At 69.3% G+C, this 19,817-nt stretch carries 19 protein-coding genes; 2 read left to right on the top strand and 17 right to left on the bottom strand.

The genetic code is table 11. The features are described 5' to 3' along the window. Positions 1-27 precede the first annotated feature (27 nt). The 11 genes from rpsO to B5F85_RS07540 all read right to left on the bottom strand — a co-directional run bounded on the left by rpsO (position 28) and on the right by B5F85_RS07540 (position 10,036). Positions 28-306, bottom strand: coding sequence for a 30S ribosomal protein S15 (gene rpsO / locus B5F85_RS07590; protein WP_087316075.1), 279 nt, complete (start codon positions 304-306; stop codon positions 28-30). 328 nt (positions 307-634) lie between these two features. Beyond that, positions 635-1,357 (bottom strand): gamma-glutamyl-gamma-aminobutyrate hydrolase family protein, encoded by a 723-nt coding sequence (locus tag B5F85_RS07585; RefSeq protein ID WP_087315984.1) that lies wholly within the window; start codon positions 1,355-1,357, stop codon positions 635-637. Between the two features lie 261 nt (positions 1,358-1,618). Beyond that, entirely contained in the window at positions 1,619-2,371 is a 753-nt protein-coding gene (gene recO / locus B5F85_RS07580) for a DNA repair protein RecO (RefSeq protein WP_087315982.1), read from the bottom strand. A gap of 3 nt (positions 2,372-2,374) precedes the next feature. Then, positions 2,375-3,304 carry a GTPase Era gene (era, locus tag B5F85_RS07575; protein ID WP_087315980.1) on the bottom strand — a complete coding sequence of 310 codons (930 nt, stop codon included), beginning with the start codon at positions 3,302-3,304 and terminating at the stop codon, positions 2,375-2,377. Between the two features lie 32 nt (positions 3,305-3,336). After that, the gene (locus tag B5F85_RS07570; RefSeq protein ID WP_087315978.1) at positions 3,337-3,711 is read right to left on the bottom strand and encodes a diacylglycerol kinase family protein; all 375 of its coding nucleotides are present in this window, start codon (positions 3,709-3,711) and stop codon (positions 3,337-3,339) included. Continuing rightward, on the bottom strand, positions 3,708-4,235 hold the full coding sequence (ybeY, locus tag B5F85_RS07565) for an rRNA maturation RNase YbeY (RefSeq protein WP_087315976.1): 528 nt from the start codon (positions 4,233-4,235) through the stop codon (positions 3,708-3,710). Before ybeY ends, B5F85_RS07570 begins: the two co-directional genes overlap by 4 nt. After that, positions 4,225-5,193: a PhoH family protein gene (locus B5F85_RS07560; protein WP_087315974.1), complete on the bottom strand. Its 969-nt coding sequence runs from the start codon at positions 5,191-5,193 to the stop codon at positions 4,225-4,227. Before B5F85_RS07560 ends, ybeY begins: the two co-directional genes overlap by 11 nt. Before the next feature lie 74 nt (positions 5,194-5,267). After that, positions 5,268-6,578 (bottom strand): MiaB/RimO family radical SAM methylthiotransferase, encoded by a 1,311-nt coding sequence (locus B5F85_RS07555; RefSeq protein WP_087315972.1) that lies wholly within the window; start codon positions 6,576-6,578, stop codon positions 5,268-5,270. Further along, complete coding sequence (gene dnaJ, locus B5F85_RS07550; RefSeq protein ID WP_087316073.1) at positions 6,575-7,810, bottom strand: molecular chaperone DnaJ; 1,236 nt, start codon at positions 7,808-7,810, stop codon at positions 6,575-6,577. Before dnaJ ends, B5F85_RS07555 begins: the two co-directional genes overlap by 4 nt. A gap of 499 nt (positions 7,811-8,309) precedes the next feature. After that, positions 8,310-9,413: a DnaJ domain-containing protein gene (locus tag B5F85_RS07545; protein WP_087315970.1), complete on the bottom strand. Its 1,104-nt coding sequence runs from the start codon at positions 9,411-9,413 to the stop codon at positions 8,310-8,312. A 152-nt stretch (positions 9,414-9,565) separates the two neighbouring features. After that, positions 9,566-10,036 carry a dCMP deaminase family protein gene (locus tag B5F85_RS07540; protein WP_087315968.1) on the bottom strand — a complete coding sequence of 157 codons (471 nt, stop codon included), beginning with the start codon at positions 10,034-10,036 and terminating at the stop codon, positions 9,566-9,568. 770 nt (positions 10,037-10,806) lie between these two features. On the opposite strand from B5F85_RS07540, the gene B5F85_RS07530 reads away from it, so the two are divergent. After that, positions 10,807-12,096 carry a type II toxin-antitoxin system HipA family toxin gene (locus B5F85_RS07530; RefSeq protein WP_087315964.1) on the top strand — a complete coding sequence of 430 codons (1,290 nt, stop codon included), beginning with the start codon at positions 10,807-10,809 and terminating at the stop codon, positions 12,094-12,096. Between the two features lie 214 nt (positions 12,097-12,310). Here the strand turns inward: B5F85_RS07530 and B5F85_RS10930 are convergent, their stop codons facing one another. Then, the gene (locus B5F85_RS10930) at positions 12,311-12,550 is read right to left on the bottom strand and encodes an S-layer homology domain-containing protein (protein ID WP_143786155.1); all 240 of its coding nucleotides are present in this window, start codon (positions 12,548-12,550) and stop codon (positions 12,311-12,313) included. A 402-nt stretch (positions 12,551-12,952) separates the two neighbouring features. Here B5F85_RS10930 and B5F85_RS07520 point away from each other — a divergent pair, with 402 nt between their 5' ends. Further along, positions 12,953-13,951 carry a Fic family protein gene (locus B5F85_RS07520; RefSeq protein ID WP_239386777.1) on the top strand — a complete coding sequence of 333 codons (999 nt, stop codon included), beginning with the start codon at positions 12,953-12,955 and terminating at the stop codon, positions 13,949-13,951. Positions 13,952-14,110: 159 nt separating this feature from the next. On the opposite strand, the gene B5F85_RS10795 is transcribed toward B5F85_RS07520, so the two are convergent. From B5F85_RS10795 to lepA, 5 genes are all read right to left on the bottom strand, one after another. Further along, entirely contained in the window at positions 14,111-14,881 is a 771-nt protein-coding gene (locus tag B5F85_RS10795) for a hypothetical protein (protein WP_204204678.1), read from the bottom strand. Positions 14,882-14,964: 83 nt separating this feature from the next. Further along, positions 14,965-16,140, bottom strand: a complete 1,176-nt coding sequence (hemW, locus tag B5F85_RS07510; protein WP_087315960.1) for a radical SAM family heme chaperone HemW — start codon at positions 16,138-16,140, stop codon at positions 14,965-14,967. After that, a complete protein-coding gene (locus B5F85_RS07505) occupies positions 16,137-16,589 on the bottom strand; it encodes a hypothetical protein (RefSeq protein ID WP_087315958.1) in 453 nt (150 codons plus the stop codon). The genes hemW and B5F85_RS07505 overlap by 4 nt, the downstream gene beginning before the upstream one ends. 386 nt (positions 16,590-16,975) lie before the next feature. Then, positions 16,976-18,007, bottom strand: coding sequence for a tRNA-dihydrouridine synthase (locus B5F85_RS07500; RefSeq protein WP_239386775.1), 1,032 nt, complete (start codon positions 18,005-18,007; stop codon positions 16,976-16,978). Then, the gene (lepA, locus tag B5F85_RS07495; RefSeq protein WP_087315956.1) at positions 18,004-19,815 is read right to left on the bottom strand and encodes a translation elongation factor 4; all 1,812 of its coding nucleotides are present in this window, start codon (positions 19,813-19,815) and stop codon (positions 18,004-18,006) included. The genes B5F85_RS07500 and lepA overlap by 4 nt, the downstream gene beginning before the upstream one ends. Positions 19,816-19,817 lie beyond the last annotated feature (2 nt).

Genomic DNA, 19,817 nt, shown 5'->3' with positions numbered 1-19,817 from the left:
CCGCGGGCGCCCCCTCGAAGAACCGCTTTACTGGATGTTGTCGCGGATGCCGAGGCTCTTGATGAGGGTACGGTAGGCCTCGATGTCGTTGCCCTTGATGTAGGAGAGCAGGCGACGACGCTTGCCGACGAGCATCAGAAGGCCGCGACGGGTGTGGAAGTCCTTCTTGTGGGTCTTCATGTGCTCGGTCAGGCCCTTGATGCGCTCGGTGAGCAGGGCGACCTGCACGGCCGCGGAACCGGAGTCCTTCTCGTCCTTGCCGTACTGGGCGACGAGCTCGGCCTTGCGCTCCTTGGTGACTGCCATGTTCAAAACCACCTTTCACATAGATTCGCCCCGAACCGGGATGGCCGTCAGGTGTGGGCGGGCCGCCAGGTACGGGGTACTGACCTGTGGCAGTGTAGCACAAGCGCGCGCTCCGGTCCTTCTCGGCAGAAAATCCACGAGACACGCGCGGCACGGCGGCGTTTGCGGGGACGAAGCGGCCCCCTTATGAGGGTGTGTACACCGCCCCTATGGGGTATGTACGCCAGGCCCTGTGGCACTTCTCGCAAAGGCGCAGGTCAGAGCGCTGCCGAGAAGAACGGGCGGGTCGGATGACTGTACATACCCTACAGGGGCGGTGTACACACCCTCACGAGAGGGAGGCCGCGTCCACCAGCGCCGAGAAGATCTTGCGGCTGGGCTCGTCGACGGCGTGCGAGAACTCGGGGTGCCACTGGACCGCCCAGCAGAAGCGCGAGGAGGGGCGCCACACGGCCTCGACCACGCCGTCCGGCGCCGTGGCCATGACCTCCAGGCCCGGTGCCACGTCTCGCAGCGCCTGGTGGTGGAAGCTGTTGACGGGCAGCGCGCCGGCGCCCACGCAGGCCGAAAGCGGCGTTCCGGGGAGCACGTCCACCTCGTGGACCGGGTTCTCGTAGGGGGCCTTCCCATGGTGTTCGACCTCGGAGGACAGCTGCGCAGGCAGGTCCTGCCAGAGCGTGCCGCCCAGGACGACGTTGAGGGCCTGGAGGCCGCGGCAGATGCCAAGCAGCGGCAGGTCCCGCTCCAGCGCCGCCGGGACGAGCAGCGCCTCCATGGCGTCGCGCTCGCGGCAGAACTCGCCGCAGAGGGCGGCCTGGTCGGGGGCGCCCGCGCCGTAGCGGGCGGGGTCGACGTCCTGCCCGCCGGTCACGACGAGCCCGTCGAGGGCGTCGAGCAGGCAGGCCACGGCGTCGGCGTCGGAGGTGAGCGGCAGCATCACGGGCACGCCGCCGGCCTCGGCGACGGCGTCGAAGTAGCCCGGGAGCATCCACAGGCTCTCGCGACCGTAGTCGACGAGCGGCACGCAGCCGATCAGCGGCTTGTGGGACATGGGACGCACTCCCTTCTCGCGGGCGGCAGGGCACGGCCGCCCATTATGCCGCAACTCCGCGCGGAGGATCGCCCGGGCGGCGCAGGCCCCGGCATTAATCCCCGAGAAATGTACGACCATTCTCAGTGAGGCCATTCCGTTAATTTAACTCCATAGCTCAATGGTTTACTGTCAAGGGAAACGGTCGTACATTTCTCCCCTTGGGGTGCGGGGCGCGCGAGACACTGGGCCCGCGGCCCGCGGCGCGCGGCCCCGCCGCACTCACAGGGCGCCGAGGTAGAACTCCCAGGCGCGCAGGCGGGAGTCGAGGTGGGTGGCGGCCCAGGCGTGCGCGAGGCCCAAGAGCGCGAGGGCGCCCTCGGCGTCAATCTCCGCCGCGAGCAGCTCGTCGAAGGTGAGGCCCAGAAGCGCGCGCAGCCACGCGAGCGTCCCGGGCGCGACCGGCTGCGCCCCGGCGACCTCGCGGGCGCAGCTCTCGCAGAGCGCCCCTCCCGCAGCGGGCGAGAAGAACGTCACGTCCGCGTCCCCGCAGGCGCAGCACGCGTCGAGCTCGGGGCGCCAGCCGCCGTGCGCGAGCACCTTCCACGCGTGCGCGGCCACCACGAGGTCGAGGTGCGCGCGGTCCGCCGCCTGCTCGCAGGCGGTGAGCGCGCGCGAGCAGATGGGGTGCAGAAAGCCGTCCGGCGCGTCCTCGAAGCAGGTGAGGCGCGCGACCTCGGCCACGGCGCTCGCGGCGGCCACGCGGTCGAAGTCGCCGCGCAGGCGCGGGTGGGCGTTTACGAGCGCGGCCTCGCTCACCACGTCGAGGCTGCGCCCCTCGGCGAGCAGGAAGTCGGTCTCGCAGAAGAGCTCGACGCGCGCGGCGAGCCTGCCGCCCGGCTTGCGCGCCCCCTTCGCGACGGCGCGGCGCTGGGAGCCGTCCTCGGCGAGCAGCGTCAGGATGAGGTCCGTCTCGCCGAGCTTGGTGCGGTCGAGCACGATCGCGCGCGTTCGGTAGGTGCGCCTCCCCGCCATGGCCTAGCCCTCGTCGAGCCCGTAGCCCAGGCGGCGGATCTCGCGCTCGTCGCGCCTCCACTGCGGCGCCACGCGCACCGTGAGGTCGAGAAAGACCCTGCAGCCGAGCAGGCGCTCGATGTCGCGGCGGGCCTCCACGCCCACGCGCTTGATCATCTGCCCGCCGCGGCCGAGCACGATGCCCTTCTGGCCGTCGCGCTCCACGAGGATCGTGGCCGCGATCGAGGCGTGGCCGTCGTCGGCGTACTCGAGGCTCTCGCACAGCACCCCCACCGAGTGCGGCAGCTCCTGGCGCAGGTGCAAGAAGAGCTTCTCGCGCACGAACTCGGCCACGAGGTCCTCGGGCGTGGCGTCCACGTCCATCCCCTCCGGGAACCACCGCGGACCTTCGGGCAGGTGCTCGGAGACCAGGGCGAGAAACGCGTCGACGTTGAAGCCCTCGGTCGCGGAGACCACGAGCTCGTCGTCGAAGCGGCACAGGGCCCGGGCGGCCTCGAGCTGCGCGGAGACCTGCTCGGGGCCGGCGATGTCGGCCTTGGTGAGCACGAGCAGCTTGTAGTCGGCCTCGGCCGAGTCGACGTGGCGCGCCACCCACTCGTCGCCGCGGCCCACGGGCTTGGTGGCGTCCACGAGGAAGGCCACGACGTCGGCGTCGGCGAGCTCGGCGAGCGCCGCCTTGTTGAGCTCGGAGCCCAGGGCGTCCTTGGGCTTGTGCAGGCCCGGCGTGTCGATGATCACGAGCTGGGACCCCGGCGTGTTGATGACCGCGCGCATGCGGCGGCGCGTGGTCTGGGCCACGGGGCTCGTGATGGCGACCTTCTCGCCCATGCAGGCGTTGAGCAGCGTGGACTTGCCGGCGTTGGGGCGGCCCACCAGGGCGACGAAGCCGCTGGTGAACGGCGCGTCCTTCTCGCCCGCGTTCTTGTTGGCCATGAAACCTCCTTGGGGCAGTCGGGGCCGCGCCCCTAGCTGAAGATGGCGTTGGCGTAGACGAGCACGCCCACGATCGCGACGACAAACGAGAGGAACCACACCGCCGCGGCCGCGATGTCCTTGGCGCGCCCGGCGAGGGGGTGGAACTCCGGCGAGACGAGGTCCACGACGGTCTCGATCGCCGTGTTGAAGAGCTCCGCCATGATGACCACGGCGCAGCACAGCAAGATGATCGCCCAGCTCAAGAGGTCAATCTGCAGCACGATGCCGGCCACGACCGCGAGCGCGCCCACGCAGAGCATGACCTTGATGTTGCGCTCGGTGACGACGGCGGTCCTAAACCCCTGGATCGCAAAGAGGAAGCTCTTGCGGAACCCGGGGTGGTCGCTCTTGGAGCCGGGGATCATGCGTCGCCGTCCTCGCGGTGACGGGTGAGGATGACGTGGTCGATCGGCCGGTCGCACGGCATGAGGGCGAGAAGCTCCTCCTCGCGCGCCTCCATGGCGCTCGCCTCCTCGTCGTCCAGGTGGTCGTAGCCCAGCAGGTGCAGCAGGCCGTGCGTGAGCAGCAGGCGGAACTCGTCGGCCTCGGTGGTACCGAAGGAGGCCGCCTGGCGCGCGATGTAGGCCGGCGCGAGCACGATGTCGCCGAGCTCGCAGGGCTCGCCGGGCGCGAGGTCCGGGTCGTCGGGCCGCTCGCACTCGAGCGAGATGACGTCGGTGGCGCGGTCGACGTCGCGCCAGGCGTCGTTGAGCGCGCGGATGCGCTCCTCGCTCACCACCGAGATGGAAACCATGCACGGGCGCTCGACGCCCTCCCGCTCGAGCACCAGGGAGCAGTCGGCGCACATCTCGTCCTCCGTGACGGGTGCGACGACGCCCTCCTCGAACGAGAGGTCGAACTCGTGCTCCAGGGCCCGCTCACTTCCCATGTCCTGCCTCCTTTGCCGCGGCGTCCGCCGCGTAGGCGTCGACGATGCGCGCCACGAGGGTGTGGCGGACGATGTCGTTGCGGTCGAGGTCGACGAAGGAGACGTCGTCGATGCCCTCGAGCACTCGACGGGCCGACTCCAGGCCGCCCACCCCGGGGACGTCGCGCTGCGAGGCGTCGCCGGTGACCACGAACTTGGACGAGAAGCCCAGGCGGGTGAGGAACATCTTCATCTGCTCGGGCGTGGTGTTCTGCGCCTCGTCGAGGATGACGAAGGCGTTGTTGAAGGTGCGCCCGCGCATGAACGCGAGCGGCGCGATCTCGATGACGCCCTGCTCGATGAGGGCGTTGCCCTTGCCCATGTCCGTCATGTCGAAGAGGGCGTCGTAGAGCGGGCGCACGTAGGGGTCGAGCTTCTCCTCGAGCGTGCCGGGCAGGTATCCCAGCGACTCCCCCGCCTCCACGACCGGGCGCGTGAGCACGATCCGGCCCACCTCGCGGCGCTTGAGGGCCGCCACCGCCATGGCCATCGCGAGGTAGGTCTTGCCCGTGCCCGCCGGGCCGATGCCAAAGGTGACGGTGCTCCTGCGGATGGACTCGACGTAGCGCTTCTGGCCGGCCGTCTTGGGCCGGATCGCGCGGCCGTGGTAGGTGAGCAGGATGTCGTCGCCCGCCAGGTCGATGCGCTCGGCACCGTGGCGGACCTGGTCGACCACGAGGTCCACGTCGTCGGGCGTGGGGGCCTCCCCCGCCTCCACCAGGCGGATCAGGCGCGAGAAGACCGAGGTGAGCTGGTCGACCACGTCGACGGGCCCCGAGAGGGCGACCTGGTTGCCGCGGACCGAGATCATGGCGTCGAAGCTGGACTCGATGCGGCGCAAGAGGGAGTCGGCCGGCCCCATGAGGGTGGTCGGGTCGACCGAGTCGGGAATGGTGAGACGAACCTGGGTGGGCTCCATGCTCCTCCTGTGACGGCGATTGCTACCCTGATGATACCCCAGGCACGCCGGGGCCGGGCGCGCAACGTGCCGAGCTACAGGAGCTCGGCGGCGAGGGTGGCGTCGGGCGAGACGGAGGCGAGGCGCACCGGCACGAGCGAGTCCACAGGCACCGACGGGTCGAGCGTCACGTCGAAGAGGCCGCCCGAGACGCCTCGGCCGGGGTACTGCACCACCACGAGGTCCTTCTCGCCCACCAGGCGGCGCGCCTCGACGAGGCGCAGCTCGTCGGCGAGCTCGCGGGCCCGGGCGCCGCGCTCGGCCATCACGTGCGGGTCAAGCTGGCCGGGCATCGTGGCGGCCGGGGTGCCGGGGCGGCGGGAGTAGCGGAAGACGTGCATCTTGGCGAAGCGCATCTCGCGGCAGAAGGCGAGGCTCTCCTCGAACTCCTCGTCCGTCTCGCCGGGAAAGCCCACGATGAGGTCCGTGCCCAGCGCGATCCCGGGCACGCGCGAGCGCGCGGTCTCGACCACGCGGCGGAAGAGGTCGGTGCGGTAGACGCGCGCCATGCGCCTCAGCGTCTCGTCGCAGCCCGACTGCAGGCACACGTGCAGGAAGGGCGCCACGCGCTCCCCCGCCGCGGCCATCACGTCGCAGAGCTCGGGCGTGACGTCGGGCGGCTCGATCGACGAGAGGCGGATGCGCTCCACGCTTGTGCGCTCGAGCAGCTCGTCCAGAAGCCCCGGCAGGCCGAGCTCGCGGCCGTCCGGGCCGGCGGCCCGGTAGCAGCCCAGGTTGATGCCCGTGAGCACGACCTCGCGCGCGCCGCGGTCCTGGGCCTGCCGCACGGCGAGAAGGACCTCGTCGAGCGCGACCGAGCGGGCGGCGCCGCGGGCCTTCCACACGATGCAGTAGGTGCAGCGGTTGTCGCAGCCGTCCTGGACCTTGATGCCGGGGCGGGTGCGGCCGGTGGGCGTGGGCGTGGCGGCGCAGGCGGCCTCGGGCCCGGCGGCGGCCTCGGGGCCGGCGTCGCCCGCAGCCCCGGCGACGCCCGCGAGCCCCAGGCGCTCGAGCGCGAGACCGGCCACGCGCGACTTGTCGCGCTCGACCACCACGTTGGGCGCGAGCGCAGCGAGCTCGTCGGCAAACAGGCTCGCCACGCAGCCGGTGGCCACCACGAGCGGCGCCCCCGGCAGCGACGCCGCGCGGCGGACGGCCTTTCTCGCCTTGGCCTCCGCCTCGCCGGTGACGGCGCAGGTGTTCACGACCACGACGTCCGCCTCGCGCTCGCCGGTGAGGCGGGCGCCGGCGCGCTCGAGCTCGGAGGCCATGAGGTCGAGCTCGACGCGGTTGACGCGACACCCCAGGTTGACAAGGGCCACCGCGGGCGCGGCCGGCGTCGTCACTTGCGGCTCCTGAAGGGGTTCTTGGGCGCGTGCCAGCGCTCCTTGGCAAAGTGCTCGGCGGCGTTCTCGGCGGCGGCCGAGAAGCCCTCGGCCTCCTCCTCGCTGGTGGGCTCGGGCCGCGCGTCCCTCTCGGCCGCCGCGCCCTCGTCGAGCGCGCGCTCGGCGACGATCGCCGCGACGTCGAGGAGCTGCTTCTTGGTGAGGTCGCGCGGGGTCTCCACCTGCACGACGGCCACGAGGTTGCCGCGGGCGATCATGCCCATGCGCGGCATGCCCTTGCGCTCCACCACGACCTGCTGGCCAAACTGGCAGCCGGCCGGCACCTCGACGGTGACGCGCTCGCCCTCCATGATGCCGTCGAGCACGACGGTGGTGCCCACGATCGCCTGGAGCGCGTCGACGCGCACGGTGCAGTAGAGGTCGTCCCCGCGGCGCTCGAAGCGGTCGCTCTCGGCCACCTCGATGCTCACCACGAGGTCTCCCGAGGCGTCGCCGCGCACGCCCGCCTCGCCCTTGCCGGAGACGGTGATGGTCTGGCCGCTGTGGACGCCGGCGGGCACCTGCACCTCGACCTTCTCGCGCGAGGGGGCGCGGCCCTGGCCCTCGCAGGTCTCGCAGGGGTGGTCGATGACCTGGCCCTGGCCGTGGCAGACGGGGCAGGTGGCCTGGGTCTGCATCTGGCCGAAGATCGTGCGCTGGACCTCCACCACGCGCCCGGTGCCGTGGCAGCGCTCGCAGGCGTGCGCGCGGCCGCCCTCGGCGGCGCCGGTGCCGCCGCAGTCCTCGCAGGGGGCGAGGCGCGTGTAGGCGACGGTCTTCTTGCAGCCGGCCGCGGCCTCCTCGAGCGTCACCGTGAGGCGGATGCCCATGTCGCGGCCGCGGGTGCGGGCCTGCGCGCCGGCGCGCCCGGCCCCGCCGCCAAAGAAGGAGTCGAAGATGTCGCCAAAGCCAAAGCCGCCCCCGCCAAAGATGTCGGAGACGTCGACGTAGTCCGAGCCAAAGCCCGCGGGGCCGTTAGGGTCGCCGTAGCGGTCGTAGTTGGCGCGCTTCTGGTCGTCCGAGAGGACGGCGTAGGCCTCGTTGACCTCCTTGAAGCGCTCCTCGGCGTCCGGCTCCTTGTTGACGTCCGGGTGCAGGGTGCGGGCCTTCTTGAGGAAGGCCCGCTTGATCGTCTTGGCATCGGCGTCACGAGGTACCTCGAGCACCTCGTAGTAGTCCCTCTTCGGTTCCACGTGCATACTCCAGAAACTCGTTCGTTTTCGTCCGTGGGTGTTATACCCCGAAACGGGCGCGGGCGCAGCCCGGCAGGGCACAAAGCTATCACTTTTCTGAAAAGGGCGGCGACGGGCCGCGCGGGGCCTGGGACGGGGGCGACACGCTCGCCCTCGCGGGGCCGGGGCCGCGGGCGTTTTGACTTTGGGGGCCAGGGCGCGACGGGGCCTTCGGCGCGTTGCGACTTTGGGGGCGAGGGCACTCACCGGGGCGTCGGTGGCGAGAAGAACGGCGACGTCGGAGACAGGCCCCGGCAAAAGCCCAGCTGGCGTCCGCGCACCGAGGCGCGCACCGCGGCCCGCGCCTGCCCTGACCGCAAGAAGCGCAACGTTCTTCTCGGCCTGTCGTGCCCTGACCCTCAAAGGCGCAACGCACTTCTCGGCACACGCGCCCCAGCCGCGAAAAACGCGACCCTTTGGGGCTGCGCCCGGCTCAGCGGCACGCTCGCCCTCGCGGGGCCTACCAGTAGTAGTACCCCATGTAGCCGCCGCGGCCGAGGCCCGAGGTGCAGGAGAACATCATTGCGAAGACGAGCGCGATCATGAAGCCGTTGGAGATTCCGTTGGCCACGGCGACGCCCGCGTTTCTCCACCAGCGCGGCGCGGGCCGCACGCCGTCGCGCACGACGAGCACCACGCCCACGACCACCGGGATGATCACCATGAGCGAGAGCGACGCCAGCGTGGAGGTGGCGAGCCCCAGCACCAAAAACGGGATCGCGAACCCGATGAAGTTGAAGCCGCTCGCCTGGGAGCGGGTGAGGCGCTCCTCGGGGACGCAGACCCGGCAGACGAAGTCGCCGGTGGACGAGCCGTTAGTGCCCGCGTTGCCCATGCCGGCCACGCGCACCTCGTCGCCGTCGTGGCTGCCCGCGGGCACGTCGACGACGACCTCGCTCGCCGTGAGCGTGCGGCCCGAGCCGCCGCAGGCCGAGCACGGGTCGGCCACGACCTTGCCGGCGCCCTCGCACTCGGGGCAGGTCATCATCATGACGCCAAAGAGGCCGGTGTCCACAGTGATGTGGCCGGCGCCGCCGCAAGTGGGGCAGGTCTCGGGGCGCTCCGCCTGGACGGAGCCGGAGCCGTGGCAGACGTCGCAGGTGGCGTAGCGCTGGTAGGTCACGCCGCGGCGCACGCCCTCCTTGGCCTTCTCGGCGTCGACGGTGAGCTCGTAGATGACGTCGGCGCCGGCGCGGGGCCGGTACGCGCGCGAGCTGCGCTGACGGGACGTCCCGCCGAAGCCGGCGCCGAAGGGGCCCCAGCCAAAGGGGCCGCCGCCGAAGGGGTCGCCGTAGCCGCCGGTGCCGGCGGGGGCGCCGTAGCCGCCGCCCGCGAAGGGGCTGCCGGAGCGCATGGCGTCGTAGCGCTTGCGCTTGTCGGGGTCGGAGAGGACGGCATAGGCCTCGGAGACCTCCTTGAAGCGCTCCTCGGCGTCGGGTTCCTTGTTGACGTCGGGGTGGAGCTTGCGGGCCTTGGTCTGGAAGGCCTTGCGGATCTCATCGGCGGAGGCGTCCTTCTCGACGCCGAGGATGGCGTAGTAGTCCTTGTCGTTCATCGATGCCATGTGGCATGTCTCCCTGCTGGCGATACGTCACAGATGGGGAGAAGTATACCCGCCATTCAGGGGGTTGAGAGAAACGCCACGGTATCCGCGCAGTTGGCGTGCCCGGGCGAGTGGCCTCCGGGGCGGCGGCAGCGTCCCGGACGGAGGGCCGGCTACTCCTCGAGCGACATCTGGCGGTAGCTCACGCCGCAGCGCTCGAGGATGTTCTTGGAGATGCGGTTGTCCTCCGTGCCGTCGTACTTGTCGTCGAGGTAGACGACCTCGCCGATGCCCGCCTGGACGAGCGTCTTAGCGCACTCGTGGCAGGGGAAGAGGGTCACGTAGACGGTGGCGCCCGTCATGTCCTTGAGGGTGCCGCGGTAGTTGAGGATGGCGTTGGCCTCGGCGTGGATGACGTAGTTGTGCTTGTCGTAGAGCGGGTCGTCCGCGGTGCCCCAGGGGAACTCGTCGTCGTTGAGGCCGTGGGGCGTGCCGTTGTAGCCCACCGAGAGGATGCGGTTGTTGGTGTCGGCGATGCAGGCGCCCACCTGCGTGTTGGGGTCCTTGCTGCGCAGGCTCGCCGCGACGGCAGCCCTCATGAAGAACTCGTCCCAGCTGATGACGTCGGTGCGCTTGCCCGGCATGGCGCTCCCCTCTCGACCGTTTACGCTGCTAGCATGGCGCATTTGCCGCGCCCGCGCAAGGGGCCGGAAGCGCGGGCCACCGGACGTCCGCCTGTTCTGTTCGTTGGGGACAGTCCCCAATTTGCAGCACGTTGGGGACTGTCCCCAACTTGCAGACGCGAGAAGAACCCTGAGGCTGAGGATGAAGCTTGGCGCCGAGAGACGCTCAAGCGACCCTCAAGTTTGCAGGTAGCAACTGCTACAGACTCGAAGGATATGCAATATTTTGCATTATCTGGAATCTGTAGAATATTGCATGTATACTCATAGGCAGGAGGTTGCATGATTGGGGGACCATGACAGAAGCCGTCATCACCATTCCACGCCAAGCGGGAATCAGCGTCCGGCGCGCGAGAGAGCGGCAGGGTCTCACGCGAGCGCAGCTCGCACGTGCCTCGGGAGTCTCCGAGCGCACCCTCGCATCCCTCGAGCTCGGTGACGCCACGGGGATGAGACTCGACAAGCTGCTTGCGAGCCTCTCCGCGCTTGGGCTCGAGCTCGTGGTTCGAGACGGCTCCGCGCCTGTCGACGAGGTGCGGACCTCTGATGTCACGCCCCCGCAAGGCCAAGCCGTACCCTCTCCCACGTGCATCGCGCCCTCCGCTGTCGGAAACGATGGCTCCCCCTCGCCCGAGGCACGCAACGTTGGGGTTCCGAGCCTGGAAGACCACCTCGCCCTTCTGCGAGAGGTCACCGACGAGCAGCTCCGACGAACGCTGAGGTAACAGGCCATGCGCGAGCAGACCCTCCACGTCCTCATAGCCGGCACGCTTGCCGGATACCTCCACCAAGACGGCCATGGCGTCGTGAGCTTTGCCTATGACGACGCCTATCAGGGACCACCCCTCTCCCTGTCCATGCCCGTCACCAACCGCATCTATCGCGATGCCGTGGTTCTGCCCTACCTCCTTGGTCTGCTGCCCGACAGCGAGCGCCAGCGCAGGGCCATCGCCCGCCAGTACGATGTGTCTGCCGGCAACCCCGTGGCACTTCTCGCCCGCATCGGGCTCGACTGCCCTGGGGCGGTGCAGGTCTGTCCGCCCGAGCTCACTGACGGTGCGCTCGCGCGGGCGGCAGATTACCGTGAGCTCGACGAGCACGAGGTGGCGGTTCGGCTGAAGTCCATCCGCGACGAGGAAGACTCCTCTTGGATGGGCCTTGAGGAACGTTGGTCACTTGGTGGCAACCAAGGAAAGTTCGCGCTCGCCCGCAAGGACGGTCGCTGGTATGAATGCCATGGATCAGCGCCTACGACCCATATCTTCAAGAACGGCATCGCCGGGCTGAGACTCGAGGCCCTCAACGAGTTCATGTGTCTGCGCTGCGCCGAGCTGTGCGGCATCGCCGCGGCCCGCGTCGAGCACCTCTCCTTTGAAGACGAGCCGGCCCTCGTGGTCGAGCGCTTCGACCGTCTGCGTGCTGCAAACGGAGTCGTGGCACGCCTTCACCAGGAAGACCTCTGCCAGGCGCTCTCCTGCCCGCCCGAGCGAAAGTACACCGCGGACGGCGGCCCGGCAGCCCGCGACATCCTCGAGCTTCTTGCCACGACCCGTCACGCCTCGAGCAACCTGCTCCTCTTTACCCAGCAGCTCTTCTTCAACTGTCTGATCGGAGCGCCTGACGCGCACGCGAAAAACTATTCGCTGCTCCTCGGCGCGGACAACAACGCCATCCTGGCCCCGATGTACGACGTAGCCTCCGGCCTTGCCTACGAGCGGTTCCGACGCCGCGGCAGGCTTGCCATGTCCATCGGAGGAGAGAACCGCGTGGGACGCGTGGGCTCGGGCGCCGTCGAGCGGTACGCGGGCGCGCATGACCTCACCTTATCCAAGAGGCTCGATGCCTGCGGCATCACGGCCAAGGCCTGCGTCGACCTTATGGCAGACCTGGCGCAGCGGATTCCCCCCGCTTTGGAGCTTGCCTTCTCGCAGCGCCAGGGCGCCCCGGGCTCGGACGAGCTGCGTGAGCGTCTGCTCCCGGCGATTGCCGAGAACTGCCGGATCACCCTGGCGCTTCTCTAAGGTGCGGGACGCCGGCGTGAGGCCGCCCTCCGGCGAACTTGGGGTTTTCTGTACACTGCGAGGGCACTTAACGGGGCGAGAAGAACGGGCGACTCGCTGACCTGCGCGAACGCGTGGGGCTCTCGTTGAGTGCCCGCTCAGTATACAGAAAAGCCAGAGTTCGCCGGGGGCGGGCACGGGGAGAGCCCGGGCGCGGCCGCCCGGGCGCTCGGAACTACTCCCTGGCCTCCCAGTTCATGAGGACGGCGCAGAGCTCGGAGCGGGCGATGGCGCGCCCGGGCTCCAGCAGCCCCTGGCCGTTTCCGTTGAAGACGCCCTCCGCGACGGCCCAGGACATCGCGTCGGCGGCCCAGCCGGAGACGGAGGCGGCGTCGCCGAACCTCGAGAGGTCCGCGCGGGCGGAGACGTCCTCTCGGTCCCGTTGACCGTATAGGTCTTCGTTTCCGCGTTCCAGCCCGAACTAGCAGCTCGCGCAACGCGAGGAACGAGCAGCAGTGCGCAGCACGCCACCAGAGCGATCGCGCACACGAGGGCGCCGCGAAGGCCCCTACCCCCTAACCTTCGGCGACCCCCCGATGGTTCTTCTCGACTGCGGCATGAGGGCCTCCCTCTCGATCGACCGCCCCTCTGGCGGGGCATTCCCATACTGAGAAAAACTTTATCCGAGCGCCCCGCCGCTCACAACACACCTTGTCCGAACGGTAGCCCACCATGTCCGAAATAGCCCTCTTTGATACACATGTTCGGTATCAGTGGGTGCTACTATGATACCGAAAGCAAATCTCGTGATACCAAAGGTGCCCTATGCGGACGTTTGACTACCTCACCGTACCCCCCCTCGCTCCAGGCAACTCCGGTGACCAACCTGCTCCTTGCGATCCGCGAGTACAAAGGACGTCAGGCGCTTTGGACCGAGACGCGACCAGACCTGCTCGAGGACCTTCTCGAGACGGCTCAGGCTCAGAGCGTCGGCGCTTCCAACCGCATCGAGGGCATCGTTACCACCGAGCGGCGACTCGAAGACCTTGTCACCCGTTCGGATTCCCCAAGGACGCGCGCCGAGGAAGAGATTGCCGGCTATCGCGACGTGCTCGCGCTCATTCACGAACAACACGACTACATCCCCGTCACTCCAGGAGTCATACTGCAGCTCCATCGTGATCTTCTCGCCCATACGCCGTTGTCGTTTGGAGGGTCCTGGAAAGACGCGGACAGCCAAATCGTCACGCGCAACGCAGACGGCAGCACGTCGTTGCGCTTTCGACCCACTCCGGCCCACCTCACGCCCGACGCCGTGGCGAGGCTCTGCGAGACATACGACGATGCCTTTCGCTCCGAATCGTGTGACCCGGCCCTTCTCGCCGCACGGTTCACGTTTGACTTCGTGAGCATCCACCCGTTCAATGACGGCAACGGTCGCATGAGCCGTCTGATCACGGTTCTTCTTCTTGAGCGGGCAGGCTACCTGGTGCCGCAGTTCATCAGTATCGAGCACCTCATAGAGCGGAGTCGCGACCAGTACTATGAGGCGCTCGCGCAGAGCTCGACGGGCTGGGCGGAGGGGACAAACGACGAGGCTCCCTTCGTGCGCTATCTGCTCGGCATCATCCTCGCAGCTTACCGGGAGCTTGAGGGTCGCATGGGCGCCGCCCGCCCCGGAAGGGAGCGAGCGGTTGACCGAGTCCGAGACGTTTTTAATCGACACGTTGGAAAAGTCACCAAGGCGATGGTCCTCGATGAGTGTCCCGACCTCAGCGAGGTGACCGTCAAGCGATCGCTCTCTGCGCTGCTGGCAGACGGCGTCATCAGGAAGGTCGGCGCCGGCAGGCAGACCGGATACGTGCGCGCGGAATGAGCGTCGCGGCACCGACGGGCGCGACGGCCCGAGAATCGTAAGCAGAAACCCCGCCCGTCGCGCGACGGGCGGGGTTTTGTAAGCAAGTGGCGGTCACCAGGCGCGACGTGCGGGGTTTTGCAAGCAGGAAAAACCCAACGCCCGCCCGCGCGCGGTGCGCTACGAGCAGTTCCTGCAAACGCGGCCCTTGCCGGCGGCGATGGCCTGCTGGATGGAGCCGGACTTGATGTTGTGCGAGCGCTTGAGCGACGGGCAGTCGGGCGTGGTGTGGTACACGCTGCCGCCGGACACCCAGTAGACCACGGCGGGGGTGGGGTTGGTCGCCCCGCCGCCGGAGCCGGACCCGCCGGGGTTCGAGGGCTGCGCGGGCGGCTTGGGCAGCGACGCGAGCTCGTCGGCCGTCGGGCCGCGGCCGGCGCCCTCGGCGTACCAGCCCACGCCCTCGGCCCTCCAGCCGGCGGCCACGAGCTGGTCGTTCTCGGCCGCGGAGGTGGTGTAGTTGTGGCTGCCGGAGTTGTTGGTGGGCGCCGCGGGGTTCACGTTGGGATTGAACTGGCGGTAGACCGGGACGTCGCCGCCCGAGTACCAGCCCACGCCCTCGTACTTCCAGCCGGCGGCCACGAGCTGGTCGCGCTCCTCGGCGGAGGCGGTGTAGTGGTGGTCGGTCCCGGAGTAGAGGCGGTAGACCGGGACGTCGGACGACTCGGGCGCGACCCAGCCCACGCCCTCGTACTTCCAGCCGGCGGCGGCCAGCGAGTTGCGCTCGGCGGCCTCGGCGGTGTAGAAGTGCTCGCCCGAGTTGGGGTTGTACATGCGGTACATGTCCCGCGTGCCGGCGGCGAGCGCCGTGACGGGGAAGAGCGCCCCAGCGAGAAGGACCGTCGCGACAAAGGCGAGCAGCCCTCCCCTACGTGCAGAGAACCTCTTCATGCAAAGCTCCTCTCTCCTTGTGCTGGCCCCATCATAGCCGCGGGCCGACGCGCAGGCGCCAGGGAGCTGGCGGACGGCCGCTATTAATCCGCGGCGAGGTCCCACATGAGGCCGTAGAGCTCGTTGCCGAGCAGCCACCCGCGCTCCGTCGGCGCGAGGCGCCCCTCGGAGGTCCAGGCGGCAAGTCCTCGCGAGAGCGCCCGTCCCACCGCGGCGTCCACGTTCTTCTCGCCCGCCAGGGACCGCGCCCGGCCGAGAAGCGCCGGGGGGACGCCGCGCGTCATGCGCATGCCGAGCATGAGGTCCTCTGCCACGGCCTCGCGCGCGGTGAGGCGCTCCACGTCAAAGCGGGTGGCGGCGTCGTCTGCCTGCACGTAGCGCACGCGCGCCGTGCCCGCGCCCGCCGGCTCGCCGCCCAGGAGCTCCGCGAGGGCGTCCCACTCCCCCGCCGCGAGCATGCCCGCGGCGGACCGGCCGATCCCGAGGTAGCTCTCGCCCGTCCAGTACGCGATGTTGTGACGGCACTCGTGGCCGGGCCGCGCGTAGCTCGCGACCTCGTAGGGCCCGTAGCCCGCCGCCGCGAGCGTGCGGCGCGCCTCCTCCATGCACCAGGCCTGGAGGTCGGGGTTCGGATCGAGCGCGGGGTCCTCCTCGGCCTGGCGCGCGAGCGGCGTCCCCTCCTCGAGCGTGAGCGGGTAGACCGAGACGTGGTCCGGCGCGGCGGCGGCGATGCCGGCGAGCGTGCGCCGCCAGCTATCCTCGGTCTGGCCCGGCAAGCCGCACATGAGGTCGCAGGACGTGTCGAGCCCCGCGGCACGGGCACGCGCCACCGCGGCGAGCGCCTGCCCCGCCGTGTGGATGCGCCCGATGGCGGCGAGCTCGGCGGGCTCGAGCGTCTGCACCCCAAGCGAGACGCGCGTGACGCCGGCGTGGGCCAGCGCATCCGCCATGACGTCGTCGAAGGACTCCGGGTTGGCCTCGCACGTGAGCTCGATGGGATCGCAGGCGGCGCGAACGCTGGCCACCAGCTCAGCCAGCCGCGGCCCCAGCGCCGTGGGCGTGCCGCCGCCCACGTAGACCGTGCGCACGCCCGCGAGCGCCCCGGCCTCGCCAAAGGCGTCCAGCCGTACGACGAGCGCGTCCACGTAGCGCGCGGCCGCCACGTCGAGCGCCTCGCCGCAGAGCGCCCGCGAGTCGAAGTCGCAGTACGCGCACTTGGCGTGACAAAACGGTATGTGCAGGTAGAGTGCAGAGATCATCGGTGCGTGCCCATCAGCTCAATCGCCCGATCGATGTCCACCGCAAAACGCGGGCGCCCCTCAGCCTCGTATTTCTCCAGATATGCCTGGCACGCACTCACGATGTCGCGAGTATGCATATCTATGTGAGCCCGAAGCATCTCGTAATAGGGGTTTCCTTCGGTTCGAAACCGCCTCAATGAACTCTTGGGAACGGGAAACATCTTTATGTAGTGGATGCCATGCCGGTGGCGCGGCTTCGTCGAGGGGCGCGGCGGCAGTGGGAAATACTGATCACGCGGCACGTTCGGCGCGATGTTCGACCTCAGGGGAACGGCAAAGTTGACCTTTCCCCCTCGGAAGCGAAGTCTCAGCACGAGAACACAGGGACGACCGTGCTTGCGCATGAACTCACGGTCATGGGAGGACAGCAAGTCGAGGTAGTCTGGGTCAATTGAAACGAGCCTCATCAAGCCTCCCTGCGAAACGGCGGAACCCGCCTCAGCGAGTCCCGCCAACAAGTGGGCGATATTCTACGCTTGCGCGCCCCGTCGCCCGCGGAGGCTATACGTACACGTGAGCCAGTTCTATGCCGTGGCTCTCGGCACCTCTATTGTACCCGGCGTGGAGAACTTCTATCAAGCGGGTTAAGGCGAGGGGCCTTTCAGACACGCAACCCTTGAGGGTATGTACACCGCCCCTCAGGGTATGTACACCGCACGAACTTGGACGATTTGCGTTTCCGCTGGTAGAAGGGCTGCCGAGAAGAACGGACGGCTCGGGAACGTGTACATACCCTCAGGGGGCGGTGTACATACCCTCAAGGAGCTGCCGGGCCGAGCCGGCGACCGGCCCCTCACGCGCCCAGCGCGGCGCGCACCTCAGCCGCCACCGCCAGGAACTCCTCGGCCGTCACACAGCTCATCGCCGCGTTTCTCCAGCGCGCCGCGTCGGGCATCCCCTTGAAGTACCAGCCCGCGAGGCTGCGCGCCCGCTTGAGGTGGGCGCCGGTGGCCTCGAGCAGCCGCACGTGGCACTCGAAGGCCGCGATCTTCTCGCCCGCGCTCGGCTCGTGGCCCGAGAAGACCCACGGGTTGCCGTAGGTCCCGCGCGCCACCATCACGGCCGTCGCGCCGGTCTGGGCCAGCGCGCGCTCCGCGGCCTCGTGCGAGAGCACGTCCCCGGAGGCGATCACGGGCACGCCCACGGCGTCCGCCACGCGGTCGATGACGCCCCAGTCGGCCTCGCCGTGGTACATCTGCGTGGCAAAGCGCCCGTGCACGGCCACCGCGGCCGCCCCGGCGGCCTCCATCGCGCGCGCGAACTCCGGCGCCACCTCCTGCCTGGCGTAGCGGCCGCGGCGAATCTTCACCGTCACGGGCACGCCCGGCGCGCCCTCGCGGCAGGCGCGCACGATCTGCGCCGCGAGCGCCGGGTCCTCCAGCAGCGCCGAGCCCTCGCCCTTGCGGGTGACCTTGGGCACGGGGCAGGCCATGTTGATGTCGAGAAGCGCCAGGCGCTCTCCCAGCCGCGCCGCCACGCGCTCGGCGGACTCGCGGAAGAGCTCGGGCTTGGAGCCAAAGAGCTGCACGGCGATCTCCGGCTCGGCCGGATTGGGGTCCACGAGCTCCCAGCTCTTCTCGCCGTAGTGGAGCCCGGCGCAGGAGACCATCTCGGAGTAGGCCAGCGCCGCGCCGCCCGCGCGCGCCATGACGCGGTACGCGGCGTCGGAGACCCCGGCCATCGGCGCCATGAGCAGCGCTCCAGCGAGGCGCTCCGCGAGCGGACGGTCCTTCTCGCCCGCCGCGAACGGCTCCACGCGCGGCGCGAGGCCCGCGACCGGCCCAAACGAGGCCAGGACCTCGCCGGCCGTCATGCGCGGGCTCACTGGTCGTCCACCTTGAGGACGGCGAGAAACGCCTCCTGCGGCACCTCCACGGAGCCGATCTGCTTCATGCGCTTCTTGCCCTCCTTCTGCTTCTCCAGGAGCTTGCGCTTGCGCGAGATGTCGCCGCCGTAGCACTTGGCCAGCACGTCCTTGCGCACCGCCTTGACGGTGGAGCGCGCGATGATCTTGTTGCCGATGGCGCCCTGGATGGGGACCTCGAACTGCTGGCGCGGGATGATCTCCTTGAGCTTGTCGCAGAGCCCTCGGGCGAGCGCGTAGGCCTTGTCCTTGTGGACGATGAAGCTGAGGGCGTCGACCTCGTCGCCGGAGAGCAGGATGTCGAGCTTCACGAGGTCGCTCGCGCGGTAGTCGGAGAACTCGTAGTCCAGGCTCGCGTAGCCCTTGGTGCGGCTCTTGAGCTGGTCGAAGAAGTCGAGGATGAGCTCGGCCAGCGGGATGTCAAAGTGCATCTCCACGGACTTCTCGGTGAGGTAGATCATGTCCTGGGTGATGCCGCGGTGCTCGATGGCGAGCTGCATGACGGCGCCCGTGTACTCCGGCGGCACGATGACCTTGGCCTTGAGATAAGGCTCCTCGATGTGGTCGATGCGCGTGACGTCGGGCAGGTCCTGGGGGCTGCGGACCTCGATCATCTCGCCGTCAGTCTTGTAGACGTGGTAGTCCACCGAGGGAGACGTCGCGATGAGCGAGAGCGAGAACTCGCGCTCCAGGCGCTCCTTGACGACCTCCATGTGCAGGAGCCCCAGAAAGCCCACGCGAAAGCCAAAGCCCAGCGCCACGGAGGTCTCGGGCGTCCACGTGAGCGAGGGGTCGTTCACGCGCAGCTTCTCGAGGGCGTCGCGCAGGTTCTCGTAGTCCTTGTTGTCCACGGGGAAGATGCCGGTGTAGACCATGGGCTTGGCCTCGCGGTAGCCGGGAAGCGCCTCGGTGCAGCGGCGGTCGCGCCCGGTGAGGGTGTCGCCCACGCGCACGGCGTCGGGGTCCTTGAGACCCGTGACCACAAAGCCCACCTCGCCCACGCCCAGCTCGTCCACGAGCTGCTCGGCCGGGCGCTTGACGCCCACGCCGTCGGCGAGGAAGTCCACGCCCGAGCGCATCATCGTGAGCTGGTCGCCCTTGCGCACGTGGCCGTCGAAGACGCGCACCGTGGCGATGACGCCGCGGTACTCGTCGAAGTAGGAGTCCAGGATGAGGGCCTTGAGCGGCGCGGCGGCGTCGCCGGCGGGCGGCGAGACGAGAAACACGATGGCCTCGAGCAGGTCGTGGATGCCCTCGCCCGTCTTGCCGGAGACGCACACGGCGTCCTCCGCCGGGATGGCGAGGTCCTCCTCGATCTCCTCCTTGACCTCGTCGGGGTGGGCGCTCGGCAGGTCGATCTTGTTGATCGCCGGCACGATGTCGAGGTTGGCGTTCATGGCCAGGTTGGCGTTGGAGACGGTCTGGGCCTCCACGCCCTGGGTGGCGTCGACCACGAGCACCGCGCCCTCGCACGCCGCGAGGCTGCGGGAGACCTCGTAGGTGAAGTCCACGTGGCCCGGGGTGTCGATGAGGTTGAACTGGTAGGTCTGTCCGTCGTCGGCGTCGTAGGTCACGCGGACGGCGTTGGACTTGATGGTGATGCCGCGCTCTCGCTCGATGTCCATCGTGTCGAGCAGCTGGGCCTCCATGTCGCGTTCCTCCACCGTGTGGGTGAGCTCGAGGATGCGGTCCGAGATGGTCGACTTGCCGTGGTCGATGTGCGCAACGATCGAGAAGTTGCGGATATGTGAGGTATCATTGGTAGCCATGT

The sequence above is a fragment of the Olsenella sp. An293 genome (assembly GCF_002159495.1).
In the GTDB taxonomy this organism is placed as follows: domain Bacteria; phylum Actinomycetota; class Coriobacteriia; order Coriobacteriales; family Atopobiaceae; genus Thermophilibacter.
The sequence above is the reverse complement of the archived record's forward strand: the minus strand, read 5'-3'. Positions and strand labels throughout refer to the sequence as shown.

Bases quoted from the DNA above. Each gene is read 5' to 3' on its own strand.
- rpsO (WP_087316075.1), bottom strand. From the start codon at position 306: ATGGCAGTCACCAAGGAGCGCAAGGCCGAGCTCGTCGCCCAGTACGGC.
- B5F85_RS07585 (WP_087315984.1), bottom strand. From the start codon at position 1,357: ATGTCCCACAAGCCGCTGATCGGCTGCGTGCCGCTCGTCGACTACGGT.
- recO (WP_087315982.1), bottom strand. From the start codon at position 2,371: ATGGCGGGGAGGCGCACCTACCGAACGCGCGCGATCGTGCTCGACCGC.
- era (WP_087315980.1), bottom strand. From the start codon at position 3,304: ATGGCCAACAAGAACGCGGGCGAGAAGGACGCGCCGTTCACCAGCGGC.
- B5F85_RS07570 (WP_087315978.1), bottom strand. From the start codon at position 3,711: ATGATCCCCGGCTCCAAGAGCGACCACCCCGGGTTCCGCAAGAGCTTC.
- ybeY (WP_087315976.1), bottom strand. From the start codon at position 4,235: ATGGGAAGTGAGCGGGCCCTGGAGCACGAGTTCGACCTCTCGTTCGAG.
- B5F85_RS07560 (WP_087315974.1), bottom strand. From the start codon at position 5,193: ATGGAGCCCACCCAGGTTCGTCTCACCATTCCCGACTCGGTCGACCCG.
- B5F85_RS07545 (WP_087315970.1), bottom strand. From the start codon at position 9,413: ATGGCATCGATGAACGACAAGGACTACTACGCCATCCTCGGCGTCGAG.
- B5F85_RS07540 (WP_087315968.1), bottom strand. From the start codon at position 10,036: ATGCCGGGCAAGCGCACCGACGTCATCAGCTGGGACGAGTTCTTCATG.
- B5F85_RS07530 (WP_087315964.1), top strand. From the start codon at position 10,807: ATGCGCGAGCAGACCCTCCACGTCCTCATAGCCGGCACGCTTGCCGGA.
- B5F85_RS10795 (WP_204204678.1), bottom strand. From the start codon at position 14,881: ATGAAGAGGTTCTCTGCACGTAGGGGAGGGCTGCTCGCCTTTGTCGCG.
- hemW (WP_087315960.1), bottom strand. From the start codon at position 16,140: ATGATCTCTGCACTCTACCTGCACATACCGTTTTGTCACGCCAAGTGC.
- B5F85_RS07505 (WP_087315958.1), bottom strand. From the start codon at position 16,589: ATGAGGCTCGTTTCAATTGACCCAGACTACCTCGACTTGCTGTCCTCC.
- lepA (WP_087315956.1), bottom strand. From the start codon at position 19,815: ATGGCTACCAATGATACCTCACATATCCGCAACTTCTCGATCGTTGCG.